This window comes from Kosakonia sp. BYX6, assembly GCF_038449125.1.
GTDB classification, from domain to species: domain Bacteria; phylum Pseudomonadota; class Gammaproteobacteria; order Enterobacterales; family Enterobacteriaceae; genus Kosakonia; species Kosakonia calanthes.
This window is the reverse complement of record NZ_CP151800.1, coordinates 1,899,287-1,917,923: the sequence shown is the minus strand read 5'-3', so window position 1 is coordinate 1,917,923 and position 18,637 is coordinate 1,899,287. Positions and strand designations below refer to the sequence as shown.

23 protein-coding genes are annotated in these 18,637 nt (G+C 55.2%); 18 read left to right on the top strand and 5 right to left on the bottom strand.

Annotated elements, in window-relative coordinates; translation table 11 throughout:
- Nucleotides 1-18: 18 nt before the first annotated feature.
- A complete protein-coding gene (gene yedD, locus AAEY27_RS08990) occupies nt 19-429 on the bottom strand; it encodes a lipoprotein YedD (RefSeq protein ID WP_342324761.1) in 411 nt (136 codons plus the stop codon).
- A gap of 205 nt (nt 430-634) precedes the next feature.
- Between yedD and yedE the strand changes: the two genes are divergently transcribed.
- Both yedE and yedF read left to right on the top strand, forming a co-directional pair.
- On the top strand, nt 635-1,843 hold the full coding sequence (gene yedE / locus AAEY27_RS08985; RefSeq protein ID WP_342324760.1) for a selenium metabolism membrane protein YedE/FdhT: 1,209 nt from the start codon (nt 635-637) through the stop codon (nt 1,841-1,843).
- Nucleotides 1,840-2,070 carry a sulfurtransferase-like selenium metabolism protein YedF gene (yedF, locus tag AAEY27_RS08980; RefSeq protein ID WP_342324759.1) on the top strand — a complete coding sequence of 77 codons (231 nt, stop codon included), beginning with the start codon at nt 1,840-1,842 and terminating at the stop codon, nt 2,068-2,070. The genes yedE and yedF overlap by 4 nt, the downstream gene beginning before the upstream one ends.
- Nucleotides 2,071-2,113: 43 nt before the next feature.
- Here yedF and AAEY27_RS08975 read toward each other — a convergent pair whose 3' ends face one another.
- Nucleotides 2,114-2,998 carry a diguanylate cyclase gene (locus AAEY27_RS08975; RefSeq protein ID WP_342324758.1) on the bottom strand — a complete coding sequence of 295 codons (885 nt, stop codon included), beginning with the start codon at nt 2,996-2,998 and terminating at the stop codon, nt 2,114-2,116.
- Nucleotides 2,999-3,176: 178 nt separating this feature from the next.
- Entirely contained in the window at nt 3,177-3,488 is a 312-nt protein-coding gene (fliE, locus tag AAEY27_RS08970) for a flagellar hook-basal body complex protein FliE (protein WP_342324756.1), read from the bottom strand.
- 226 nt (nt 3,489-3,714) lie between these two features.
- Between fliE and fliF the strand changes: the two genes are divergently transcribed.
- The 14 genes from fliF (at nt 3,715) to rcsA (ending at nt 15,315) form a co-directional block, all read left to right on the top strand.
- Nucleotides 3,715-5,427, top strand: coding sequence for a flagellar basal-body MS-ring/collar protein FliF (gene fliF / locus AAEY27_RS08965; RefSeq protein ID WP_342324754.1), 1,713 nt, complete (start codon nt 3,715-3,717; stop codon nt 5,425-5,427).
- A complete protein-coding gene (fliG, locus tag AAEY27_RS08960) occupies nt 5,417-6,415 on the top strand; it encodes a flagellar motor switch protein FliG (RefSeq protein WP_342324752.1) in 999 nt (332 codons plus the stop codon). The genes fliF and fliG overlap by 11 nt, the downstream gene beginning before the upstream one ends.
- On the top strand, nt 6,408-7,124 hold the full coding sequence (gene fliH, locus AAEY27_RS08955) for a flagellar assembly protein FliH (RefSeq protein WP_342324750.1): 717 nt from the start codon (nt 6,408-6,410) through the stop codon (nt 7,122-7,124). The genes fliG and fliH overlap by 8 nt, the downstream gene beginning before the upstream one ends.
- Nucleotides 7,124-8,494 carry a flagellar protein export ATPase FliI gene (gene fliI, locus AAEY27_RS08950; protein ID WP_342324748.1) on the top strand — a complete coding sequence of 457 codons (1,371 nt, stop codon included), beginning with the start codon at nt 7,124-7,126 and terminating at the stop codon, nt 8,492-8,494. The genes fliH and fliI overlap by 1 nt, the downstream gene beginning before the upstream one ends.
- Nucleotides 8,495-8,513: 19 nt before the next feature.
- Nucleotides 8,514-8,957, top strand: a complete 444-nt coding sequence (gene fliJ / locus AAEY27_RS08945; protein ID WP_342324746.1) for a flagellar export protein FliJ — start codon at nt 8,514-8,516, stop codon at nt 8,955-8,957.
- Nucleotides 8,954-10,219: a flagellar hook length control protein FliK gene (gene fliK / locus AAEY27_RS08940; protein WP_342324744.1), complete on the top strand. Its 1,266-nt coding sequence runs from the start codon at nt 8,954-8,956 to the stop codon at nt 10,217-10,219. The genes fliJ and fliK overlap by 4 nt, the downstream gene beginning before the upstream one ends.
- A 100-nt stretch (nt 10,220-10,319) precedes the next feature.
- Nucleotides 10,320-10,787: a flagellar basal body-associated protein FliL gene (fliL, locus tag AAEY27_RS08935; RefSeq protein WP_342324743.1), complete on the top strand. Its 468-nt coding sequence runs from the start codon at nt 10,320-10,322 to the stop codon at nt 10,785-10,787.
- 4 nt (nt 10,788-10,791) lie between these two features.
- Entirely contained in the window at nt 10,792-11,796 is a 1,005-nt protein-coding gene (gene fliM, locus AAEY27_RS08930; RefSeq protein ID WP_342324742.1) for a flagellar motor switch protein FliM, read from the top strand.
- Nucleotides 11,793-12,209, top strand: coding sequence for a flagellar motor switch protein FliN (fliN, locus tag AAEY27_RS08925; RefSeq protein WP_342324740.1), 417 nt, complete (start codon nt 11,793-11,795; stop codon nt 12,207-12,209). The genes fliM and fliN overlap by 4 nt, the downstream gene beginning before the upstream one ends.
- A 7-nt stretch (nt 12,210-12,216) precedes the next feature.
- Nucleotides 12,217-12,591 (top strand): flagellar biosynthetic protein FliO, encoded by a 375-nt coding sequence (fliO, locus tag AAEY27_RS08920; protein ID WP_342324738.1) that lies wholly within the window; start codon nt 12,217-12,219, stop codon nt 12,589-12,591.
- Nucleotides 12,591-13,328 carry a flagellar type III secretion system pore protein FliP gene (gene fliP, locus AAEY27_RS08915; RefSeq protein WP_342324736.1) on the top strand — a complete coding sequence of 246 codons (738 nt, stop codon included), beginning with the start codon at nt 12,591-12,593 and terminating at the stop codon, nt 13,326-13,328. The genes fliO and fliP overlap by 1 nt, the downstream gene beginning before the upstream one ends.
- Before the next feature lie 9 nt (nt 13,329-13,337).
- Nucleotides 13,338-13,607: a flagellar biosynthesis protein FliQ gene (gene fliQ / locus AAEY27_RS08910; protein ID WP_023479157.1), complete on the top strand. Its 270-nt coding sequence runs from the start codon at nt 13,338-13,340 to the stop codon at nt 13,605-13,607.
- Nucleotides 13,608-13,615: 8 nt separating this feature from the next.
- Nucleotides 13,616-14,413, top strand: coding sequence for a flagellar biosynthetic protein FliR (gene fliR / locus AAEY27_RS08905; protein WP_342324732.1), 798 nt, complete (start codon nt 13,616-13,618; stop codon nt 14,411-14,413).
- Nucleotides 14,414-14,691: 278 nt separating this feature from the next.
- Nucleotides 14,692-15,315, top strand: a complete 624-nt coding sequence (rcsA, locus tag AAEY27_RS08900) for a transcriptional regulator RcsA (protein WP_342324731.1) — start codon at nt 14,692-14,694, stop codon at nt 15,313-15,315.
- A 44-nt stretch (nt 15,316-15,359) separates the two neighbouring features.
- Here rcsA and dsrB read toward each other — a convergent pair whose 3' ends face one another.
- Complete coding sequence (gene dsrB / locus AAEY27_RS08895) at nt 15,360-15,548, bottom strand: protein DsrB (RefSeq protein WP_342324729.1); 189 nt, start codon at nt 15,546-15,548, stop codon at nt 15,360-15,362.
- Nucleotides 15,549-15,677: 129 nt separating this feature from the next.
- On the opposite strand from dsrB, the gene yodD reads away from it, so the two are divergent.
- Together yodD and AAEY27_RS08885 are read left to right on the top strand one after the other, a co-directional pair.
- Nucleotides 15,678-15,908 (top strand): YodD family peroxide/acid resistance protein, encoded by a 231-nt coding sequence (gene yodD, locus AAEY27_RS08890; RefSeq protein ID WP_342324727.1) that lies wholly within the window; start codon nt 15,678-15,680, stop codon nt 15,906-15,908.
- A 223-nt stretch (nt 15,909-16,131) separates the two neighbouring features.
- On the top strand, nt 16,132-16,962 hold the full coding sequence (locus AAEY27_RS08885; protein WP_342324725.1) for a mannosyl-3-phosphoglycerate phosphatase-related protein: 831 nt from the start codon (nt 16,132-16,134) through the stop codon (nt 16,960-16,962).
- Here the strand turns inward: AAEY27_RS08885 and dgcQ are convergent.
- Entirely contained in the window at nt 16,926-18,635 is a 1,710-nt protein-coding gene (gene dgcQ, locus AAEY27_RS08880; protein WP_342324723.1) for a cellulose biosynthesis regulator diguanylate cyclase DgcQ, read from the bottom strand. The two genes, AAEY27_RS08885 and dgcQ, sit on opposite strands and share 37 nt — an antisense overlap.
- Nucleotides 18,636-18,637 lie beyond the last annotated feature (2 nt).

The window sequence follows — 18,637 nt, the reverse complement described above, 5'->3', positions numbered from 1 at the left end:
AAACCCGGCGCAGTGGGATTATTTATTGATATCCAGGCCAGCTTTCTCCAGCGCTTGCTGGCACTCCACGGTCGGCTTATCAACACGCTTGAGGGTTAAACCGTCGAACTCCAGCAGGTTATCTTCACGTGAAAGACGGTAAACATCGCGTTTTTGCGTCACGTTATAAAGCGTATCGCCGCTCAGCATCAGCTTGCCGGGCACCGCAATCACGCGCTGCCACTGGCGGCAATCCAGCGTATCGCCTTGCGGCGTGACGATAAGGCTAGCGATCGCTTCCGGGCTGACCAGGCTGCTTTGCGGCCCTGCCGACTGCCAATAACCCGCTAACCCTGCGGGTGCCGGGTGTTTTACCACCGCCTGATAATTATCCACCTGAACACAGCCGCTCAACAGCAGCATCGCGCCGAGAATCACTCGCTTTTTCATTCTTCATCCTGCTCGCGAAAAAAAACGATTGTGGCATTAAAGCCTTATCATCGCCAGCCTTTCGCCCGGCGCGAACAACTTTGATCTGCGCCAGGTTTTCGCCGTATTGTGCATGGGATTACGGGCGGTGGCGTGTATTATCCGGCTTCTTTTATACGACTTATCTGCACCATTCAACACCTTCTGAGTTCAGAGGCTCACCACTATGTCATGGCAACAGTTCAAAGACCGCTTTCTGATTAAGTTCTGGTCGCCTGTCCCGGCGGTTATCGCGGCGGGCATTCTCTCTACCTACTATTTTGGTCTTACCGGCACGTTCTGGGCGGTTACCGGCGAATTTACGCGCTGGGGTGGCCAGTTATTGCAACTGGCGGGCGTGCACACCGAAGAGTGGGGCTATTTCAAACTGATTCATCTCGACGGCACGCCGCTGACGCGCATTGATGGGATGATGATTATCGGCATGTTCGGCGGTTGTTTCGCGGCGGCGCTGTGGGCAAATAACGTCAAACTGCGCTTCCCGCATAGCCGGATCCGTATTGCTCAGGCGGTGATCGGCGGCATCATTGCCGGTTTTGGCGCGCGTCTGGCGATGGGCTGTAACCTCGCCGCCTTCTTTACCGGCATTCCGCAGTTTTCCCTGCACGCGTGGTTTTTTGCCATCGCCACGGCGATTGGTTCCTGGTTTGGCGCGCGCTTTACTCTGCTGCCGCTGTTTCGCATTCCGGTGAAGTTGCAAAAAGTCAGCGCCGCGTCACCGCTGACGCAAAAGCCTTCGCAGGCGAAGCGCCGTTTTCGCCTCGGCATGCTGGTGTTTATCGGCATGGTCGGCTGGGCGCTGCTGACGGCGATGAACCAACCGAAACTCGGGTTGGCGATGCTGTTTGGCGTGGGCTTTGGGTTGCTGATTGAGCGGGCGCAAATCTGCTTTACCTCAGCGTTTCGCGATATGTGGATCACCGGGCGCACGATGATGGCGAAAGCGATCATCTTCGGCATGGCGGCGAGCGCCATTGGCATCTTCAGCTATGTGCAATTGGGGATGGAAGCCAAAATCATGTGGGCCGGGCCAAACGCGGTGATCGGCGGTTTGCTGTTCGGCTTTGGCATTGTGCTGGCGGGCGGGTGCGAAACCGGCTGGATGTACCGCGCCGTTGAAGGCCAGGTCCATTACTGGTGGGTCGGCCTCGGCAATGTGATTGGCTCCACGATCCTCGCCTACTTTTGGGATGATATTTCCCCAGCGCTGGCCACCCACTGGGACAAAATCAATTTGCTCAATACGTTCGGCCCGCTCGGCGGCCTGCTGGTGACCTATCTTCTGTTACTGGCGGCGTTTTTGTTTGTCGTGGGCTGGGAGAAACACTTCTTCCGCCGCCGTTCAACCCCTACCACCATTAAGGAGCCAGCATGAGCATGGTGCCTGATTACCGCCTCGATATGCGCGGTGAACCCTGCCCTTACCCGGCTGTCGCCACGCTCGAAGCGATGCCGCAGCTTAAAAAAGGGGAAATCCTCGAAGTGGTGAGCGACTGCCCGCAGTCGATTAACAACATTCCGCTGGATGCGCGAAACCACGGCTACACGGTGCTGGATATCCAGCAGGATGGGCCGACGATCCGCTACTTGATCCAGAAATAAGCGAATCAGCGCCCTCTGTCGCCCGGCAGAGGGCTTGCACCGCTCAGTCAGTCACCTGCCGAATCTCCCCTGTTTCATCCATAAACATGCAGCGGTTACGCCCGGTCTGCTTACCGCGATACATCGCCGCATCCGCGCGCGCTTCAACCTGCTCCAGGGTTTCGCCAAAACGCACCCGCGTCACGCCAAGGGTGACCGTAATAAACAGTTGCAGGTGTTGATACTGAATCGGCTGCTGTGCGATGGCTGCGCACAGGCGTAACGCGGTTTGGCAGGCGCCTTTATCCGTCGGCGCGCGCAATAAAACGATGAACTCTTCGCCGCCGTAGCGGTACGCGGTATCGCTGTTGCGGATTTCATCGCGTAAGCGCTGCGCCAGCGCGCGCAACACTTCATCCCCGACCAGATGCCCCCAGCTATCATTGATTTTTTTGAAGCGATCAATATCCATCAACAGTATGTAAGTATGCTGCCCGTCGGCCATCGCCAGTTGTTGCGCATAAATCTCATCGAGCAAGCGTCGGCCCGGTAAGTCGGTCAGCGGATCGAGGGCGTTGCGCCGGTTTAAGAGTAGGCTTTTCCAGGCCTGCACCGCCGTTGAAAAGATCTGCAAACTGTTTTTTAAGTCATTAAAGTTCGCCGCCGTTGCCTCATTTTCTCGAATCGACGCCAGCAAGTTGCGACCGCTTTCGTGAAGCTGGCTATGCGCGGTGTGGATCACCTGCAAACATTGCGCATCTTCAGGCCCCACTGCGTTCAGCGCTTGTAACAATTCCTTCACGACGCAGCAATCATAAGCATCCGGCGAATGCTCAATGGAGTTATCCACAACGCTTGCAAATAGCGTGACTAGCCATTCGTAGTGCCCGTCGACGATTTTATTCAGGTTGGCAAGCGTGGCATCAATTTGATCGGTATCACGTAACACTATCGACCCCCTTATCAGTTTATTGGCGGGTAAAAAGTGTAAAAAACGTAAAGTAGAGTTCTGTAAAGAACATCAAGGCAGGGAAAAATACCCTACTACTAAAGGGGGATATTTTTTACAGAAACGAAAAAAACCAGGCGGGAACGATCCGGCCTGGTCTCTTCGCTAACGCTGCAAACTACAGTTGCATATTCATGATGTCCTGGTAAGCAGACACCAGCTTGTTACGCACCTGAATCCCCATTTGCAGAGAAATGGAGGATTTTTGCAGATCGGTCATCACGTCGTTCAACGCCACACCCGGCTCACCGAGTGTAAATTTTTCCGCCTGGGTACGCGCTGCGTTTTGCGTGTCGCTAATGCGATCCAGCGCAGCATGCAGTTGCCCGGCGAAGCTGACCGACGGTTCGCTTTCCACGCTCTGATTGCGCGCAATCCCGGCAGTTGCCTGCAACTGACTGACGACGCTCTCAATGCCTTGTATAGCCATTGTAAATCCCCGGATGGTTTGATACCCGACAAGGTTAACAGCTTGTCAATGGGATAATGGCGGTAAATAGCGACAAAAAACCAGGTTATTTGAGGCATAGAAAAATCCGTTTCGTCAAATAATGGCATCGCCATGTTAATGGACATATGTCGAGTTTGCCGACCCGGGAGTCTGTTTTGTTTCTCAACTCAAATAACAACATCCACCCAGAGTTACGAGGTGCGCAATGAGTGCGACTGCAACAACTGCACCGCAGAATAAATCTCTAGAGTGGATCAACCGCTTACGCGCGAACCCCAAAATTCCTTTGATGGTGGCCGCCGCCGCAGCCGTTGCCATCGTTGTCGCGATGGTTCTGTGGGCGAAAGCGCCGGACTATCGCACCCTTTATAGCAACCTGTCCGATCAGGATGGCGGCGCAATCGTCACACAGCTGACGCAGATGAATATCCCTTACCGTTTCGCTGACGGCAGCGGCGCGATTGAAGTGCCAGCAGATAAAGTGCACGAACTGCGCCTGCGTCTCGCTCAGCAAGGTCTGCCGAAAGGCGGCGCGGTCGGTTTTGAACTGCTGGATCAAGAAAAATTCGGCATCAGCCAGTTCAGCGAGCAAGTTAACTACCAACGCGCGCTGGAAGGCGAACTCGCACGCACTATCGAAACACTCGGTCCAGTTAAAGGCGCGCGCGTTCACCTCGCGATGCCGAAACCCTCTTTGTTCGTCCGTGAGCAGAAATCCCCTTCCGCGTCGGTCACCGTGAATTTGCAGCCGGGTCGTGCGCTGGATGACGGTCAGATCAGCGCGATGGTGCACCTCGTGTCCAGCGCAGTGGCAGGTTTGCCGCCGGGTAATGTCACTGTGGTTGATCAGAGCGGCCGCCTGCTGACGCAATCCGGCACCGCCGGTCGTGATCTCAATGACGCACAACTGAAATACACCGCCGATGTCGAAGGCCGTATTCAACGTCGCATCGAATCGATTATTGGGCCGATCGTCGGGAACGCTAACGTTCACGCGCAGGTGACGGCGCAACTGGATTTCGCCAATAAAGAGCAGACCGAAGAACAATACACGCCGAACGGCGGCGACCCAGCACAAGCGGTGCTGCGTTCTCGTCAGGTGAATAATAGCGAGCAGATTGGCGGCCAGTATCCTGGCGGCGTACCGGGTGCGCTCTCTAACCAGCCAGCCCCGGCGAACACCGCGCCGATTACCACACCGCCTGCGAATCAGCAGAACGGTCAGCAGAATCAAAATGCGCAAGGTCAGGCGCAACAAGGCCAGTCGACGACCAGCACCAATACCACGTCCGGCCCGCGTAACACCACGCATAACGAAACGAACAACTATGAAGTCGACCGCACCATTCGTCACACCAAGATGAATGTGGGCGATATTCAGCGTCTCTCTGTCGCCGTGGTGGTGAACTACCGCACGCTGGCAGATGGCAAAACCGCCGCGCTGACCGCCGACCAGTTGAAACAGATTGAAGATTTGACCCGCGAAGCGATGGGCTACACCGAAAAACGCGGTGACTCCCTCAACGTGGTGAACTCGCCGTTCAACGCGACAGATGATGTCGGTGGTCAGATCCCGTTCTGGCAGCAGCAGTCGTTTATCGACCAGCTGATGACCGCAGGCCGCTGGTTACTGGTGCTGATTGTGGCGTGGCTGCTGTGGCGTAAAGCGGTGCGTCCGCAACTGGTTCGCCGCCAGGAAGAAGCGAAAGCCGCACAGGAAGCCGCGCAAGCGCGTTCAGAAATTGAAGAGTCCGTGGAAGTACGTCTCAGCAAAGACGAGCAGCAACAGCAGCGTCGTTCTAACCAGCGCCTGAGCGCCGAAGTGATGAGCCAGCGTATTCGCGAAATGTCAGATAACGATCCGCGCGTCGTGGCGCTGGTCATTCGCCAGTGGATGAGTAACGAACATGAGCAATAATCTTTCCGGAACGGACAAAAGCGTCATCCTGCTGATGACCATTGGCGAAGACCGCGCGGCCGAGGTGTTTAAGCACCTCTCCGCCCGCGAAGTCCAGCACTTGAGTACCGCGATGGCCAGCGTGCGTCAGATTTCCAACAAGCAGTTGATGGACGTGTTGCAGGAGTTCGAAAACGAGGCGGAACAATTCGCGGCGCTGAACATCAACGCCAACGATTACCTGCGTTCGGTGCTGGTGAAAGCACTCGGCGAAGAGCGCGCCTCCAGCCTGTTGGAAGATATTCTCGAAACGCGCGATACCACCAGCGGCATCGAAACGCTCAACTTTATGGAGCCGCAGAGCGCCGCCGACCTTATTCGCGACGAACACCCGCAGATTATTGCCACCATCCTTGTGCACCTCAAACGTTCGCAGGCGGCGGATATCCTTGCGCTGTTTGACGAGCGTATGCGCCACGATGTGATGCTGCGTATCGCCACCTTCGGCGGCGTCCAGCCGGCCGCGCTGGCGGAACTGACCGAAGTGCTGAACAACCTGCTCGACGGCCAGAACCTCAAACGCAGCAAAATGGGTGGCGTGAGAACGGCGGCGGAAATCATCAACCTGATGAAAACGCAGCAGGAAGAAGCGGTTATTACCGCAGTGCGCGAGTTCGACGGCGAGCTGGCACAGAAAATTATCGACGAGATGTTCCTGTTCGAAAACCTGGTGGATGTCGACGACCGTTCCATCCAGCGTCTGTTGCAGGAAGTGGATTCCGAATCCTTGCTTATCGCCCTCAAAGGCGCGGAGCCACCGTTGCGCGACAAGTTCCTGCGCAACATGTCGCAGCGTGCGGCAGATATCCTGCGCGACGACCTGGCCAACCGTGGCCCGGTACGCTTGTCTCAGGTGGAAAACGAACAGAAAGCTATCCTGCTCGTCGTTCGCCGTCTGGCGGAAACCGGCGAGATGGTAATTGGCAGCGGCGAGGATACGTATGTCTAACGAAATGCCGTGGAAGGTGTGGACGCCAGACGATCTGGCGATCCCGCTGGCTGCCGAATTCGCTCCGCTGATAACGCAGGAGCAACCGGCTACCGATGTCGGCGAAGGTGAAGAAGACGAATTAAGCGACGAGCAGAAGCAACAGCAGCATCTCGCGCAGATCCAAATGCAGGCCCACGACGCCGGGTATAACGCCGGGCTGGCGGAAGGCCGCAAAGCCGGTTACGACGCCGCGTACCAGGAAGGCCTGGCGCAAGGTATTGAGCAAGGTCTGAACCAGGCGCGCCAGCAGCAAGCGCCGATCCATGCGCGGATGCAGCAACTGGTCAGCGAATTTCAGTACACGCTGGATGCGCTGGACAGCGTTATCGCGTCCCGCCTGATGCAGATGGCGCTGGAAGCCGCGCGCCAGGTGCTCGGCCACGCGCCGGTGGTGGATAACAGCGCGCTGATTAAACAGATTCAGCTGTTATTGCAACAAGAGCCGCTGTTCAGCGGTAAACCGCAGTTGCGCGTTCACCCGGACGATTTGCAGCGCGTGGAAGAGATGCTTGGCGCGACCCTCAGCCTGCACGGCTGGCGTTTGCGCGGCGACCCGACCCTGCATCAGGGCGGGTGCAAAGTTTCCGCCGATGAAGGCGATTTAGACGCCAGCGTAGCAACGCGCTGGCAGGAACTGTGCCGTCTGGCGGCACCCGGAGTCGTTTGATGACCGCACGTTTAACCCGCTGGCTGACAACGCTGGATAACTTCGAGCAAAAGATGACGCAACTGCCTTCTGTGCGCCGTTATGGCCGACTGACTCGCGCAACCGGCCTGGTGCTGGAAGCGACCGGGTTACAACTGCCGCTGGGAGCAACGTGCATTATCGAACGTCAGGACGGGCTTGAAACTCGCGAAGTGGAAAGCGAAGTGGTCGGTTTTAACGGCCAGCGCCTGTTCCTGATGCCTCTTGAAGAAGTGGAAGGCATTTTGCCTGGCGCGCGCGTGTATGCCCGCAGCGCGACGGGCGATAATTTACACAGCGGCAAGCAACTGCCGCTCGGCCCTGCCCTGCTCGGCCGCGTGCTGGACGGCGGCGGTAAACCGCTCGACGGCCTGCCGGCACCGGATACCGGTGAAACAGGCGCGTTAGTCACTCAGCCATTTAACCCGCTGCAACGTACAGCGATTGAACACGTTCTGGATACCGGCGTGCGCGCCATCAATGCGTTGTTAACCGTCGGTCGTGGTCAGCGTATGGGTCTGTTCGCCGGTTCCGGCGTCGGGAAAAGCGTGCTGTTAGGCATGATGGCGCGTTACACCCAGGCCGACGTGATTGTCGTTGGGCTTATCGGCGAACGTGGCCGCGAAGTGAAAGATTTTATCGAGAACATCCTCGGGCCTGAAGGCCGCGCGCGTTCTGTTGTGATCGCCGCACCGGCGGATGTCTCGCCTTTATTGCGTATGCAGGGCGCTGCCTACGCCACGCGCATTGCTGAGGATTTCCGCGATCGCGGTCAGCATGTGCTTCTGATCATGGATTCCCTGACGCGTTATGCCATGGCGCAGCGTGAAATCGCGCTGGCGATTGGCGAACCGCCCGCCACCAAAGGTTATCCGCCTTCTGTCTTCGCCAAATTACCGGCGCTGGTAGAACGTGCGGGTAACGGTATTCACGGCGGCGGCTCGATTACCGCGTTCTATACCGTGCTGACCGAAGGGGATGACCAACAAGATCCTATCGCTGACTCCGCGCGCGCCATTCTCGATGGACACATTGTGTTGTCGCGCCGCCTGGCGGAAGCCGGTCACTACCCGGCTATCGACATTGAAGCGTCCATCAGCCGCGCGATGACAGCCTTGATTACCGAACAACATTACGCACGCGTGCGCAACTTTAAGCAGTTGCTGTCGAGCTTCCAACGTAACCGCGATCTGGTGAGCGTCGGCGCGTACGCGCGCGGGAGCGATCCAATGCTGGATAAAGCCATTACTTTGTGGCCACAGTTGGAAGCTTTCCTGCAACAGGGCATTTTTGAACGTGCCGGGTGGGAAGATTCAATGCAGGCGTTAGAGCTTATCTTCCCGACAGTTTAAGTAATGGAGAGCTGACTTTATGACGCAGAACAGCGCATTAACGACGCTAAAAGATCTGGCAGAAAAAGAAGTGGACGACGCGGCACTGAAACTGGGTGAAATGCGTCGCGGCTGCCAGCAAGCCGAAGAACAGTTAAAAATGCTGATCGATTATCAGCATGAGTACCGCAGCAGCCTGAATAACACCATGAGCCAGGGGATTGATAACCAACGCTGGCAGAACTATCAGCAGTTTATTCAGACGCTCGAAAAAGCCATTGAACAACATCGCCATCAGTTAGCTCAGTGGAACGAAAAAGTGGATTTCGCGCTGGGTTGCTGGCGTGAAAAGAAACAGCGCTTACAGGCCTGGCAAACGTTGCAGGACCGTCAAAGCGCCGCCGCACTGCTGGCGGAAAACCGTCTCGATCAGAAAAAAATGGATGAGTTTGCACAGCGAGCATCCCTGAGGAAAATAGAATGATCACGTTGCCAAAACTGTTAGTTACGGAATCCGACACCACTACCACCGGTGCGCAGACGGGCAAAACCGGCGGGGATGCCGCACAAGATTTTCTTGCCATGCTGACCGGCGCGATGTCCGGCGTGCAGGGGCAAGAAAGCGATGCGCCGCTGACCCTTGCCGACTTACAAGCGGCGGCGTTAAGCGGCAAGCTGGGCAAAGGCAACCTGACGGCGGCTGCGGGCGAAGAAACACAAGCACAAACGCCCGCGCAGAAATTGGCGGATTTGCTGGCGCGCCAGAGCGCGAAAAGTGATGTGATTGCCTCGGCGAAAAGTACGGAAGACATGCAGAATCTGCTGTCTGGCCTGACGCCTGCCGCCAAAACCGATGTGCTGGCGGCATTAAGCAAAACCGCGCAAGCCAGCGACAGCGATGAAAAAACTGATTTAAGCGATGACGAGCTGGCAGGCCTGAGCGCGCTGATGGCGATGTTGCCGCATCAACAAGCCGCGCAGTTGACCACCAGCGCACAGCCAACAACCGCCACAGGCAAAGTCGATGTGGCCGGGGCGGCGAACCGCGCACTGAATAACAGCGCGATGTCGACGGCCACCGACGCCGACCTGCCGCGCACCGGCGCGAAAGCTGATAACGCCACAGGCGCAGCGCCGTTCAACGTGGCGGATGACGCGCAGCAAACCGCGACGCTCGCCTCAACGGCTTCGGCGAAAAAAGAGAATGACACCGCCGCGCTGCAAACCACCAACACCACCGCCAGCCTCGCGCCGGTCACCACCAGCGTGAGCGCTGCGCAGGCCAGTACGCCCGTCGCGGCACCGGTACTTAGCGCCCCGCTCGGCAGCCATGAGTGGCAGCAGAATCTTAGCCAGCATGTGACGCTGTTTACCCGCCAGGGTCAGCAGAGCGCGGAATTGCGTTTACACCCCGAAGATCTGGGCCAGGTGCAAATTTCGATTAAGCTTGAAGATAATCAAGCGCAATTGCAGATGGTGTCAGCGCACAGCCATGTTCGTCAGGCGCTGGAAGCGGCGTTGCCGATGCTGCGTACGTCTCTTGCTGAAAGCGGTATTCAACTCGGTCAGAGCAATATCAGCAGCGAAAGCTTCGCAGGCCAACAACAGCAGTCTTCCCAGCAGCAACAGGCTTCACGCTCGGGTTCCGGCGATCGTTTTGGCAGCGATGATGAAGAGGCGCTGGTCGCCCCGGCGAGCTTGCAGTCTGCGGCTCGCGGTAACGGCGCGGTCGACATCTTTGCCTAACGCCAGAGGTAGCATGATTATCCCCGTCTTTTCCGCCCTTTGACCGGAGCAGGACACGGGATAATCACCTCATAAGCTGTTAACAGGAAGCCCGTATCAGATGACTGACTCCGCTCTCAACAAAAAACGCAAGCGCTCTATCTGGATCCCGCTGCTGGTGTTAATCACACTCGCGGCATGTGCCACAGCTGGCTATAGTTACTGGCGTATGCAACAAAAACCAGCGGCTAACGCCAAAGTGGAAGCTCCGCCTCCGCCTGCGCCTGTCTTCTTCGCACTGGACACCTTTACCGTGAACCTGGGCGACGCAGACCGCGTGCTCTATGTCGGGATCACGCTGCGTCTGAAAGATGACGCCACGCGGGCAAGATTGAGTGAATATCTGCCGGAAGTGCGTAGCCGCTTGTTGCTGTTGTTCTCACGTCAGGACGCTAATCAGCTCGCAACCAACGAGGGCAAGCAGAACCTTGCTACCGCGATTAAAGAAACAATCGCAACGCCATTAGTGCCAGGACAACCGAAGCAGGAAGTCACTGACGTTCTTTATACAGCTTTCATTTTGCGGTAAAGACATGGGCGATAGTATTCTTTCTCAGGCAGAAATCGATGCGCTGCTTAATGGCGACAGCGATAAAAGTGATGAGCCGAAACCGGGTATGGCGGGCGAAAGCGACATTCGCCCCTATGACCCGAATACCCAGCGCCGCGTCGTTCGTGAACGTTTACAGGCGCTGGAGATCATCAACGAACGTTTCGCACGCCAGTTTCGCATGGGGTTGTTCAACCTGCTGCGTCGTAGCCCGGATATCACCGTCGGCGCGATCCGCATTCAGCCCTACCATGAATTTGCGCGTAACTTACCCGTTCCCACCAACCTTAACTTGATCCACTTAAAACCGCTGCGCGGAACCGGCCTGTTCGTGTTCTCGCCAAGCCTGGTGTTTATCGCTGTGGATAACTTGTTTGGCGGTGACGGGCGTTTTCCAACCAAAGTGGAAGGCCGCGAGTTCACGCACACTGAACAACGCGTGATCAACCGCATGCTGAAGCTGGCGCTTGAAGCGTACAGCGACGCGTGGAAAGCGATTCACCCGCTTGATGTTGAATACGTGCGTTCTGAAATGCAGGTGAAGTTTACGAACATCACCACATCGCCTAACGATATCGTCGTCAATACGCCGTTCCATGTGGAAATCGGCAACCTGACCGGTGAGTTCAATATCTGTCTGCCGTTCAGCATGATCGAGCCGCTGCGCGAAACGCTGGTTAACCCGCCGCTGGAAAACTCACGCAATGAAGACCAGAACTGGCGTGACAACCTGGTGCGTCAGGTTCAGCACTCTGAGCTGACTTTGATTGCCAATTTCGCGGATATTCCCCTGCGCCTGTCGCAGATACTTAAGCTCAAACCCGGCGATGTGCTGCCGATTGATAAACCCGACCGCATTATCGCGCACGTCGACGGCGTACCGGTGCTTACCAGCCAGTACGGTACGGTCAACGGGCAATATGCGTTACGTGTTGAGCACTTGATAAACCCGATTTTGAATTCGCTGAATGAGGAACAGCCCAAATGAGTGATATGAACAATCCGTCCGATGAGAACAGCGGAGCACTGGACGATCTGTGGGCTGACGCGTTGAACGAACAAAAAACCACGTCTGGCACGAAAACCGCGGCTGACGCCGTGTTCCAGCAGCTTGGCGGCGGCGAAGTTGGCGGTAATCTTCAGGATATCGATTTGATTATGGATATCCCCGTCAAACTGACGGTTGAATTGGGTCGTACCCGCATGACGATCAAAGAGCTGCTGCGCCTGACGCAGGGTTCGGTGGTCGCCCTTGATGGGCTGGCGGGTGAACCGCTGGATATCCTGATCAACGGTTATTTGATAGCTCAAGGTGAAGTCGTGGTGGTGGCCGATAAATACGGCGTGCGCATCACCGACATCATCACGCCTTCCGAGCGTATGCGTCGTCTGAGCCGCTGAGGCAAGTATGAAGACACAGGCCACGGTTTCTCAACCGTCCGCCGTTTCCGGCGCGCCACTGTTGCAAGTCAGTGGCGCGCTGTTTGGCATCATCGCCGTGATTTTGATCGCGGCCTGGCTTGCCAAACGCTTCGGCTTTGGCGGCAGAACCGCCAGCAGTCGGGGTTTAAAAGTGACTGCCAGCTCCACGGTTGGCCCGCGCGAACGCGTGGTGATTGTGGATGTTGAAGATGCACGCCTGGTGCTGGGCGTTACGCCCACCAACATCAATCTGTTGCACAAACTTCCGCCCGCCCCCGTCGACAGCGAAGCCGTGAACGAGAAAAATGTGGATTTCCAGTCCGTGATGAAGAATTTGCTCAAGCGTTCCGGGAGATCCTGATGCGCCGTTTGTTCCCTTTTGCGCTGGCCGGGCTGTGTCTGGTTGCGCCTGCTGCGTTCGCACAACTTCCGGGGCTGGTCAGCCAGCCGCTGGCAGGCGGAGGCCAAAGCTGGTCGCTGCCAGTGCAGACGTTGGTGTTTATCACCTCCCTCACCTTCCTGCCCGCCATTTTGCTGATGATGACCAGCTTTACTCGCATCATCATTGTGTTTGGCCTGCTGCGAAATGCGCTCGGTACGCCGTCGGCGCCGCCGAACCAGGTATTGCTGGGTCTGGCGCTGTTTTTGACCTTTTTCATTATGTCGCCGGTGCTCGACAAGATTTACACCGACGCGTATCAGCCGTTTAGCGAAAACAAGATTTCGCTGGATGTGGCGATCGACCGGGGCGCGCAACCGCTGCGTGAATTTATGCTGCGTCAGACCCGCCAGGCGGATCTCGCACTGTTCGCCCGTCTTTCCAATAGCCCGCCGATTGAAGGGCCAGAAGCGGTGCCGATGCGCATTCTGCTGCCGGCGTATGTCACCAGCGAGCTGAAAACCGCGTTCCAGATTGGTTTTACGATTTTTATTCCCTTCCTGATTATCGACCTGGTGATCGCAAGCGTGCTGATGGCGCTGGGGATGATGATGGTGCCACCTGCGACGATCGCGCTACCGTTCAAACTGATGTTGTTTGTGCTGGTGGATGGCTGGCAGCTGCTTGTCGGCTCGCTGGCGCAAAGCTTTTACAGTTAGGAGTAAGGCATGACACCCGAATCGGTCATGATGATGGGCACCGAGGCGATGAAAGTCGCGCTCGCGCTCGCCTCCCCGCTGCTGCTGATCGCGCTGATCACCGGCCTTGTGATCAGCATTTTGCAGGCGGCGACGCAAATCAACGAAATGACGCTCTCGTTTATCCCGAAAATTATCGCGGTGTTTGTCACTATCGTGGTTGCCGGGCCGTGGATGCTCAATTTGCTGCTTGATTATATGCGTACTCTGTTCAACAACATTCCTTACATCATCGGGTAATCCGGCCTATGTTGAACGTCACCAGCGACCAGTGGATACACTGGATCAGTCTGTATTTCTGGCCGCTGCTGCGCGTGATGGCGCTGATCATGACCGCGCCTATTCTGAGCGAATCGCGCATTCCCCGGCGGATTAAAGTGGGCCTGGGGATTGTAATAACGATGGTGGTCGCCCCGACACTGCCGCCGGTGCCGGATATTCCGATTTTCTCGCCGGCTGCCCTGTGGGTGGCGCTTCAGCAGATTCTGATTGGCATTGCGCTCGGTTTCACTATGCAATTCGCCTTTGCCACCATCCGTATGGCCGGGGAATTAATCGGCCTGCAAATGGGCCTTTCATTCGCCACTTTTGTTGATCCCACCAGCCACCTGAACATGCCGGTCCTGGCGCGCCTTGTCGATATGCTGGCGTTGCTGTTGTTCCTGACACTCAATGGGCATTTGTGGCTGATTTCAATGCTGGTGGACACATTCCACACTTTGCCGATTGGCGGTAACCCGGTAAACGGCAATGCTTACATGGCGTTAACGCGGGCGGCTGGGATGATTTTCCTCAATGGTTTAATGCTGGCGCTGCCGATTATCACCCTGCTACTGACCATTAACCTCTCCCTTGGCTTACTGAACCGTATGGCGCCGCAATTATCGGTGTTTGTGATCGGTTTTCCCGTTACGTTAAGCGTCGGTATTTTACTGATGGCGGCCATGATGCCGTTAATCGCTCCGTTCTGCGAACGTTTATTCAGCGAGATATTCAATCTGTTAGCGGATATTGTCAGCGAGCTGCCACGAAATACAAACCCGTAATTTTCGTATTGCCTCTCTGAGGAAAATCCTAAAGTTAAATTAGGAAAACACAGACCAGGATATATCTGACGCGGTTTATTTGTTTTTAGCGCCCTCACAGAAAGCAACATTTACTTTACTTTGAGATGATTCCTGGCAAATTATACGTAACTTTACGGGATAGTGGATTCGCCTGAAGTCTTCGTCTCGCACTTCAGTTATATATATTTTTTCCTGTATGGCTTCTGAAGCTTCTGGCGGGTGGTAGATTATCGTTACGCATTGAGTGAGGGTATGCCATGTCAACGATTATTATGGATTTATGCAGTTATACCCGGTTGGGATTAACAGGGTATCTGACGAGCCGGGGGGTAAAAAAACGGGAAATCAACGACGTTCAAACTGTCGATGAACTCGAATCAGCTTGCGCCACACTACAGCCATCCGTGGTGTTTATTAATGAGGACTGCTTTATCCATGACCCAAGCAGCAGTCAACATATAAAGCAAGTCATTAATCAGCATCCCCGTGCGCTGTTTATTGTGTTTATGGCAATCGCCAATATCCATTTTGATGAATACCTGTTAGTCCGTAAAAACCTGTTAATCAGTTCTAAATCAATAAAACCGGAATCACTGGATAATATTTTGGGAGATTACCTGAACAAGGAGAAAAAAAGCGTCGGACCCATTAATTTGCCAACGCTTTCACTAAGTCGGACCGAATCCAGCATGTTAAAAATGTGGATGTCAGGTCAGGATACGATTCAAATCTCCGATCAGATGAATATTAAAGCCAAAACGGTATCATCACATAAGGGAAATATTAAAAGGAAAATTAAAACGCATAATAAACAAGTCATTTATCATGTAGTGCGGCTAACAGATAATGTTACCACTGGTATATTTGTTAATATGCGTTAAAGAGATTGTTATATATTCACCCTCCTTTTTTTGGAGGGCGAAAATTAATTTTCTAATTCAACAAATACCCCGTCCGGGTGGTCTTTTTCATTAAAGAACCAAATACCGAGCGGGTAATCTTCCAGTGAAACCAGGTACATTGTACCTTCATTAAACGCTTCAACAGCCAATACCACACCCGGACGGCGAGGTCCCCCGTCCGTTTTAACTGTCACCCGATCGTTAACCTTCATTTTGTCCCCCTCCTTTCGTATTTACGCCAGTGTAGAACAAAACGCCGTGGCTGACAGCGCCCCGCAGTTTGGCTGGCGTTTTTTTCTACCGTCTATACTTATTTTCAGGACTGTGAACGAGGTGACAGTATGAAAACGGCGAGAGAGTACGACGAAACGGCCAAACGCGATGTGCACGTAGATGTCGACGCGCTGCTGGCGGCCATTAATGAGATCAGCGAAAGCGAAGTTCACCGCATTGAGGACGGAGATGGTCAGCGCGTAAGCATTGATGGTCGGGAGTATCACACCTGGCGGGAACTGGCGGAAGCTTTTGAGCTGGACGTGCATGACTTCAGCATCACAGAGGCAAATCGCTAGAACGAAAAAAACCGGCCATGAGACATGGCCGGGATAACTTGCTTGCGCAAGAAGCACTTAAAAATTCGTACATCAGGGGAAACTGATGTCGCTGCAACTCTATCGACAAAGAATTGCTAAGACAAGATATATCCATAAAACAAATATTTAGAATCCGTACAGTATCCAAGTGAATACAATGCGCGATCGTCATTCTTCTCTTACTCACGCTAAGGAGCCCAACATGCCGAGCCTGGAAGACCCGTTACTGGTGTTTACCGATGTGGATGGCACATTGCTCGATAGCCATACCGGCGAGTGGCAAGCGGCCGCAGGCTGGCTTGCCCGCCTGCGCGAAAAGCAGATCCCGGTGATTTTATGCAGCAGCAAGACGGCGGCGGAGATGATAGCTATCCAAAACATGTTGCAGCTACAGGGCTTGCCGTTTATCGCTGAGAATGGCGCGGTTATACAACTTGATGAACATTGGCAGGATCATGACGATTACCCGCGCATTATTACCGGTGCGCCGCATGCGGAAATCGCCCGCGTGCTTATGCAGTTACGTAAGAGTAACGACTGGAAGTTCACCACGTTTGCCGAGCTGGATGAGCATGTGCTCGCCGAGCTGACCGGCCTGCCGCCTGCGCAAGCGAGCCTCGCGAAGTTGCAGGAAGCGTCTGAAACGCTGATCTGGCGCGACAGCGATGAACGCATGGCCTCGTTTGACGAAGCGCTGTCGCAGTTAGGCCTGCGTTTCGTGCAGGGCGCGCGCTTTTGGCATGTGCTGGATGAGCGCGGCGGGAAAGATCAGGCGGTGAATTGGCTGACCCGCCAATATCGCCATTACCGGGGAAAACATTCGCAGACCGTTGGGCTAGGCGATGGCCCCAACGATGCGCCGCTGCTTGAAAACGTTGATTACGCGATTGTAGTCAGAGGCCTGAACCGCCAGGGGATCCAGCTTCACCACGACACGGCAGAGCGCGTCTACCATACTGAACTGGAAGGCGCAGCGGGCTGGCGCGAAGGGCTGGATCACGTGTTCGGCGTTTCATCCGAGGAACAAACCTGATTTCGCCCGTTGTTTTTCGCCCGGTATAAACGACGATCGGCAACGGATTGCAGATATTCGAAATCATAATTGCCCTCTTCCAGCGCGTCGCAGACACCGAAAGAAGCACTGATGCGGATGGTCGTGTGCTTATGAATCAACATCTCTTTGCTGCCGATGCGCTGGCGAATACGCTCGGCGATCTGCGTCGCCTGCAATAGCGTGCTCCCCGGCAACAGAATGCAAAACTCCTCGCCGCCGACGCGCCCGGCGACATCCTGATCGCGGATGGTGCTGCTGATAAGCCCGGCGGTATGCGACAGCACTAAATCCCCGGCCTGGTGACCAAAGCGGTCGTTGACGTTTTTGAAGTGATCCAGATCGAGCTGAATGACTGCGAAAGGCAGTTTTTGCGAGCGCGTGAGTTTCGATATGGTTTTCGCCCGCTCAAACAGCGCGCCGCGATTGCACAGGCGCGTTAACGGGTCGTACCACGCTTGCCATTGCAATGTTCTTTGCATGGCGTACATGTTTTTCACCATCCGGCGGATCACGCCCCAGGCCACCAGCAGCATCGCCATAAACAGCAGCCACAGAATAAACATCGCAATGGTGATGCGGCCAAAATCGCCGATAATCCCTTCGCGCAACGTATGGATGCGCAACAGTACGCCGCCAAAATGTTTTAGCTTTTGCCAGCTCACATAGCGCGAGCCAAGCCGCATGCCGCCAATGGTGTCGCGCGCCATATCCGCTTCGAGCAACGCGCGCTCTTTGCGGTTGAAGGTGCGATCCGCCGCGCTCGTCGACAATGTGCTGGTCAGCAGCTTGAAATTCGTATCATAGAGCTGATATTCGCCGCGCTCACGTTCCTGTACGCCCTGCTGGGTGCCGATCAGCAACTGAGTAATCGCATCCACCGGGAAACTCATCATCACCACGCCAAACCAGTAGCCGTTGTAATCAAGCGGTACACTGGCAACGACATTGCTGCCGTTGGGGCTTTTCGGCGCCAGGTCGGTAAACCAACGCACGCCTCGACCGTGATTCTCGTGCAATTGTTGCCCGCTAAACCACGGATGCATCAGTAAGTGATAGTAAGTCGGGACAATATCTTGTTCGTTGTTCACGGCTTCGGTGGAAATAAAAAACCCGGCGCGCGAAACGTACCAGGACTTGCGCGGCGCCAACAGCGCATGGGAGGAGAGACGAAATAGATAGCCGAGTTCAATAGCGGCGGTCAGTTCATTGTGCAGCGCATCGTTGTCGCGGTTGAGCAAATCGGTTTGATTGACGAAATAATCAGAAACGCCATACACCGGCAACGTACGCGGATTATCCACGCCAACACGCCACTGCGGCAGCGCCCGTTTGCTGTCGAACTCGTCGTGACGTTTACGCAGTATGTTCAGATCCAGCGGCGTTTGCAGTGCTGCCTGCATGGTGTGGCGGAAAAACAGTAGCCTGTCGATACCGACCTGCATTTGCATGTCCAGCGCGTTGCTAACGTTGGCCAGCGCACTGCGTTGACTCGCGCCATACGCGCCCTCAAGAACAATCACTTCACGCCAGGTCAGCATCGTGGAAAAGACCATAACGATCACAAAACAGAGGTTGACCACCCATGTTGGATCGAAATAGCGTTTAGCGTTTTTATGTTGTCCGGGCACGTTGACGACATTGAGCTGCCGCACTG

Coding starts and splice junctions, on each gene's coding strand:
- yedD (WP_342324761.1), bottom strand. CDS start 429: ATGAAAAAGCGAGTGATTCTCGGCGCGATGCTGCTGTTGAGCGGCTGT.
- yedE (WP_342324760.1), top strand. CDS start 635: ATGTCATGGCAACAGTTCAAAGACCGCTTTCTGATTAAGTTCTGGTCG.
- yedF (WP_342324759.1), top strand. CDS start 1,840: ATGAGCATGGTGCCTGATTACCGCCTCGATATGCGCGGTGAACCCTGC.
- fliE (WP_342324756.1), bottom strand. CDS start 3,488: ATGGCTATACAAGGCATTGAGAGCGTCGTCAGTCAGTTGCAGGCAACT.
- fliF (WP_342324754.1), top strand. CDS start 3,715: ATGAGTGCGACTGCAACAACTGCACCGCAGAATAAATCTCTAGAGTGG.
- fliG (WP_342324752.1), top strand. CDS start 5,417: ATGAGCAATAATCTTTCCGGAACGGACAAAAGCGTCATCCTGCTGATG.
- fliH (WP_342324750.1), top strand. CDS start 6,408: ATGTCTAACGAAATGCCGTGGAAGGTGTGGACGCCAGACGATCTGGCG.
- fliI (WP_342324748.1), top strand. CDS start 7,124: ATGACCGCACGTTTAACCCGCTGGCTGACAACGCTGGATAACTTCGAG.
- fliJ (WP_342324746.1), top strand. CDS start 8,514: ATGACGCAGAACAGCGCATTAACGACGCTAAAAGATCTGGCAGAAAAA.
- fliK (WP_342324744.1), top strand. CDS start 8,954: ATGATCACGTTGCCAAAACTGTTAGTTACGGAATCCGACACCACTACC.
- fliL (WP_342324743.1), top strand. CDS start 10,320: ATGACTGACTCCGCTCTCAACAAAAAACGCAAGCGCTCTATCTGGATC.
- fliM (WP_342324742.1), top strand. CDS start 10,792: ATGGGCGATAGTATTCTTTCTCAGGCAGAAATCGATGCGCTGCTTAAT.
- fliN (WP_342324740.1), top strand. CDS start 11,793: ATGAGTGATATGAACAATCCGTCCGATGAGAACAGCGGAGCACTGGAC.
- fliO (WP_342324738.1), top strand. CDS start 12,217: ATGAAGACACAGGCCACGGTTTCTCAACCGTCCGCCGTTTCCGGCGCG.
- fliP (WP_342324736.1), top strand. CDS start 12,591: ATGCGCCGTTTGTTCCCTTTTGCGCTGGCCGGGCTGTGTCTGGTTGCG.
- fliQ (WP_023479157.1), top strand. CDS start 13,338: ATGACACCCGAATCGGTCATGATGATGGGCACCGAGGCGATGAAAGTC.
- fliR (WP_342324732.1), top strand. CDS start 13,616: ATGTTGAACGTCACCAGCGACCAGTGGATACACTGGATCAGTCTGTAT.
- rcsA (WP_342324731.1), top strand. CDS start 14,692: ATGTCAACGATTATTATGGATTTATGCAGTTATACCCGGTTGGGATTA.
- dsrB (WP_342324729.1), bottom strand. CDS start 15,548: ATGAAGGTTAACGATCGGGTGACAGTTAAAACGGACGGGGGACCTCGC.
- yodD (WP_342324727.1), top strand. CDS start 15,678: ATGAAAACGGCGAGAGAGTACGACGAAACGGCCAAACGCGATGTGCAC.
- AAEY27_RS08885 (WP_342324725.1), top strand. CDS start 16,132: ATGCCGAGCCTGGAAGACCCGTTACTGGTGTTTACCGATGTGGATGGC.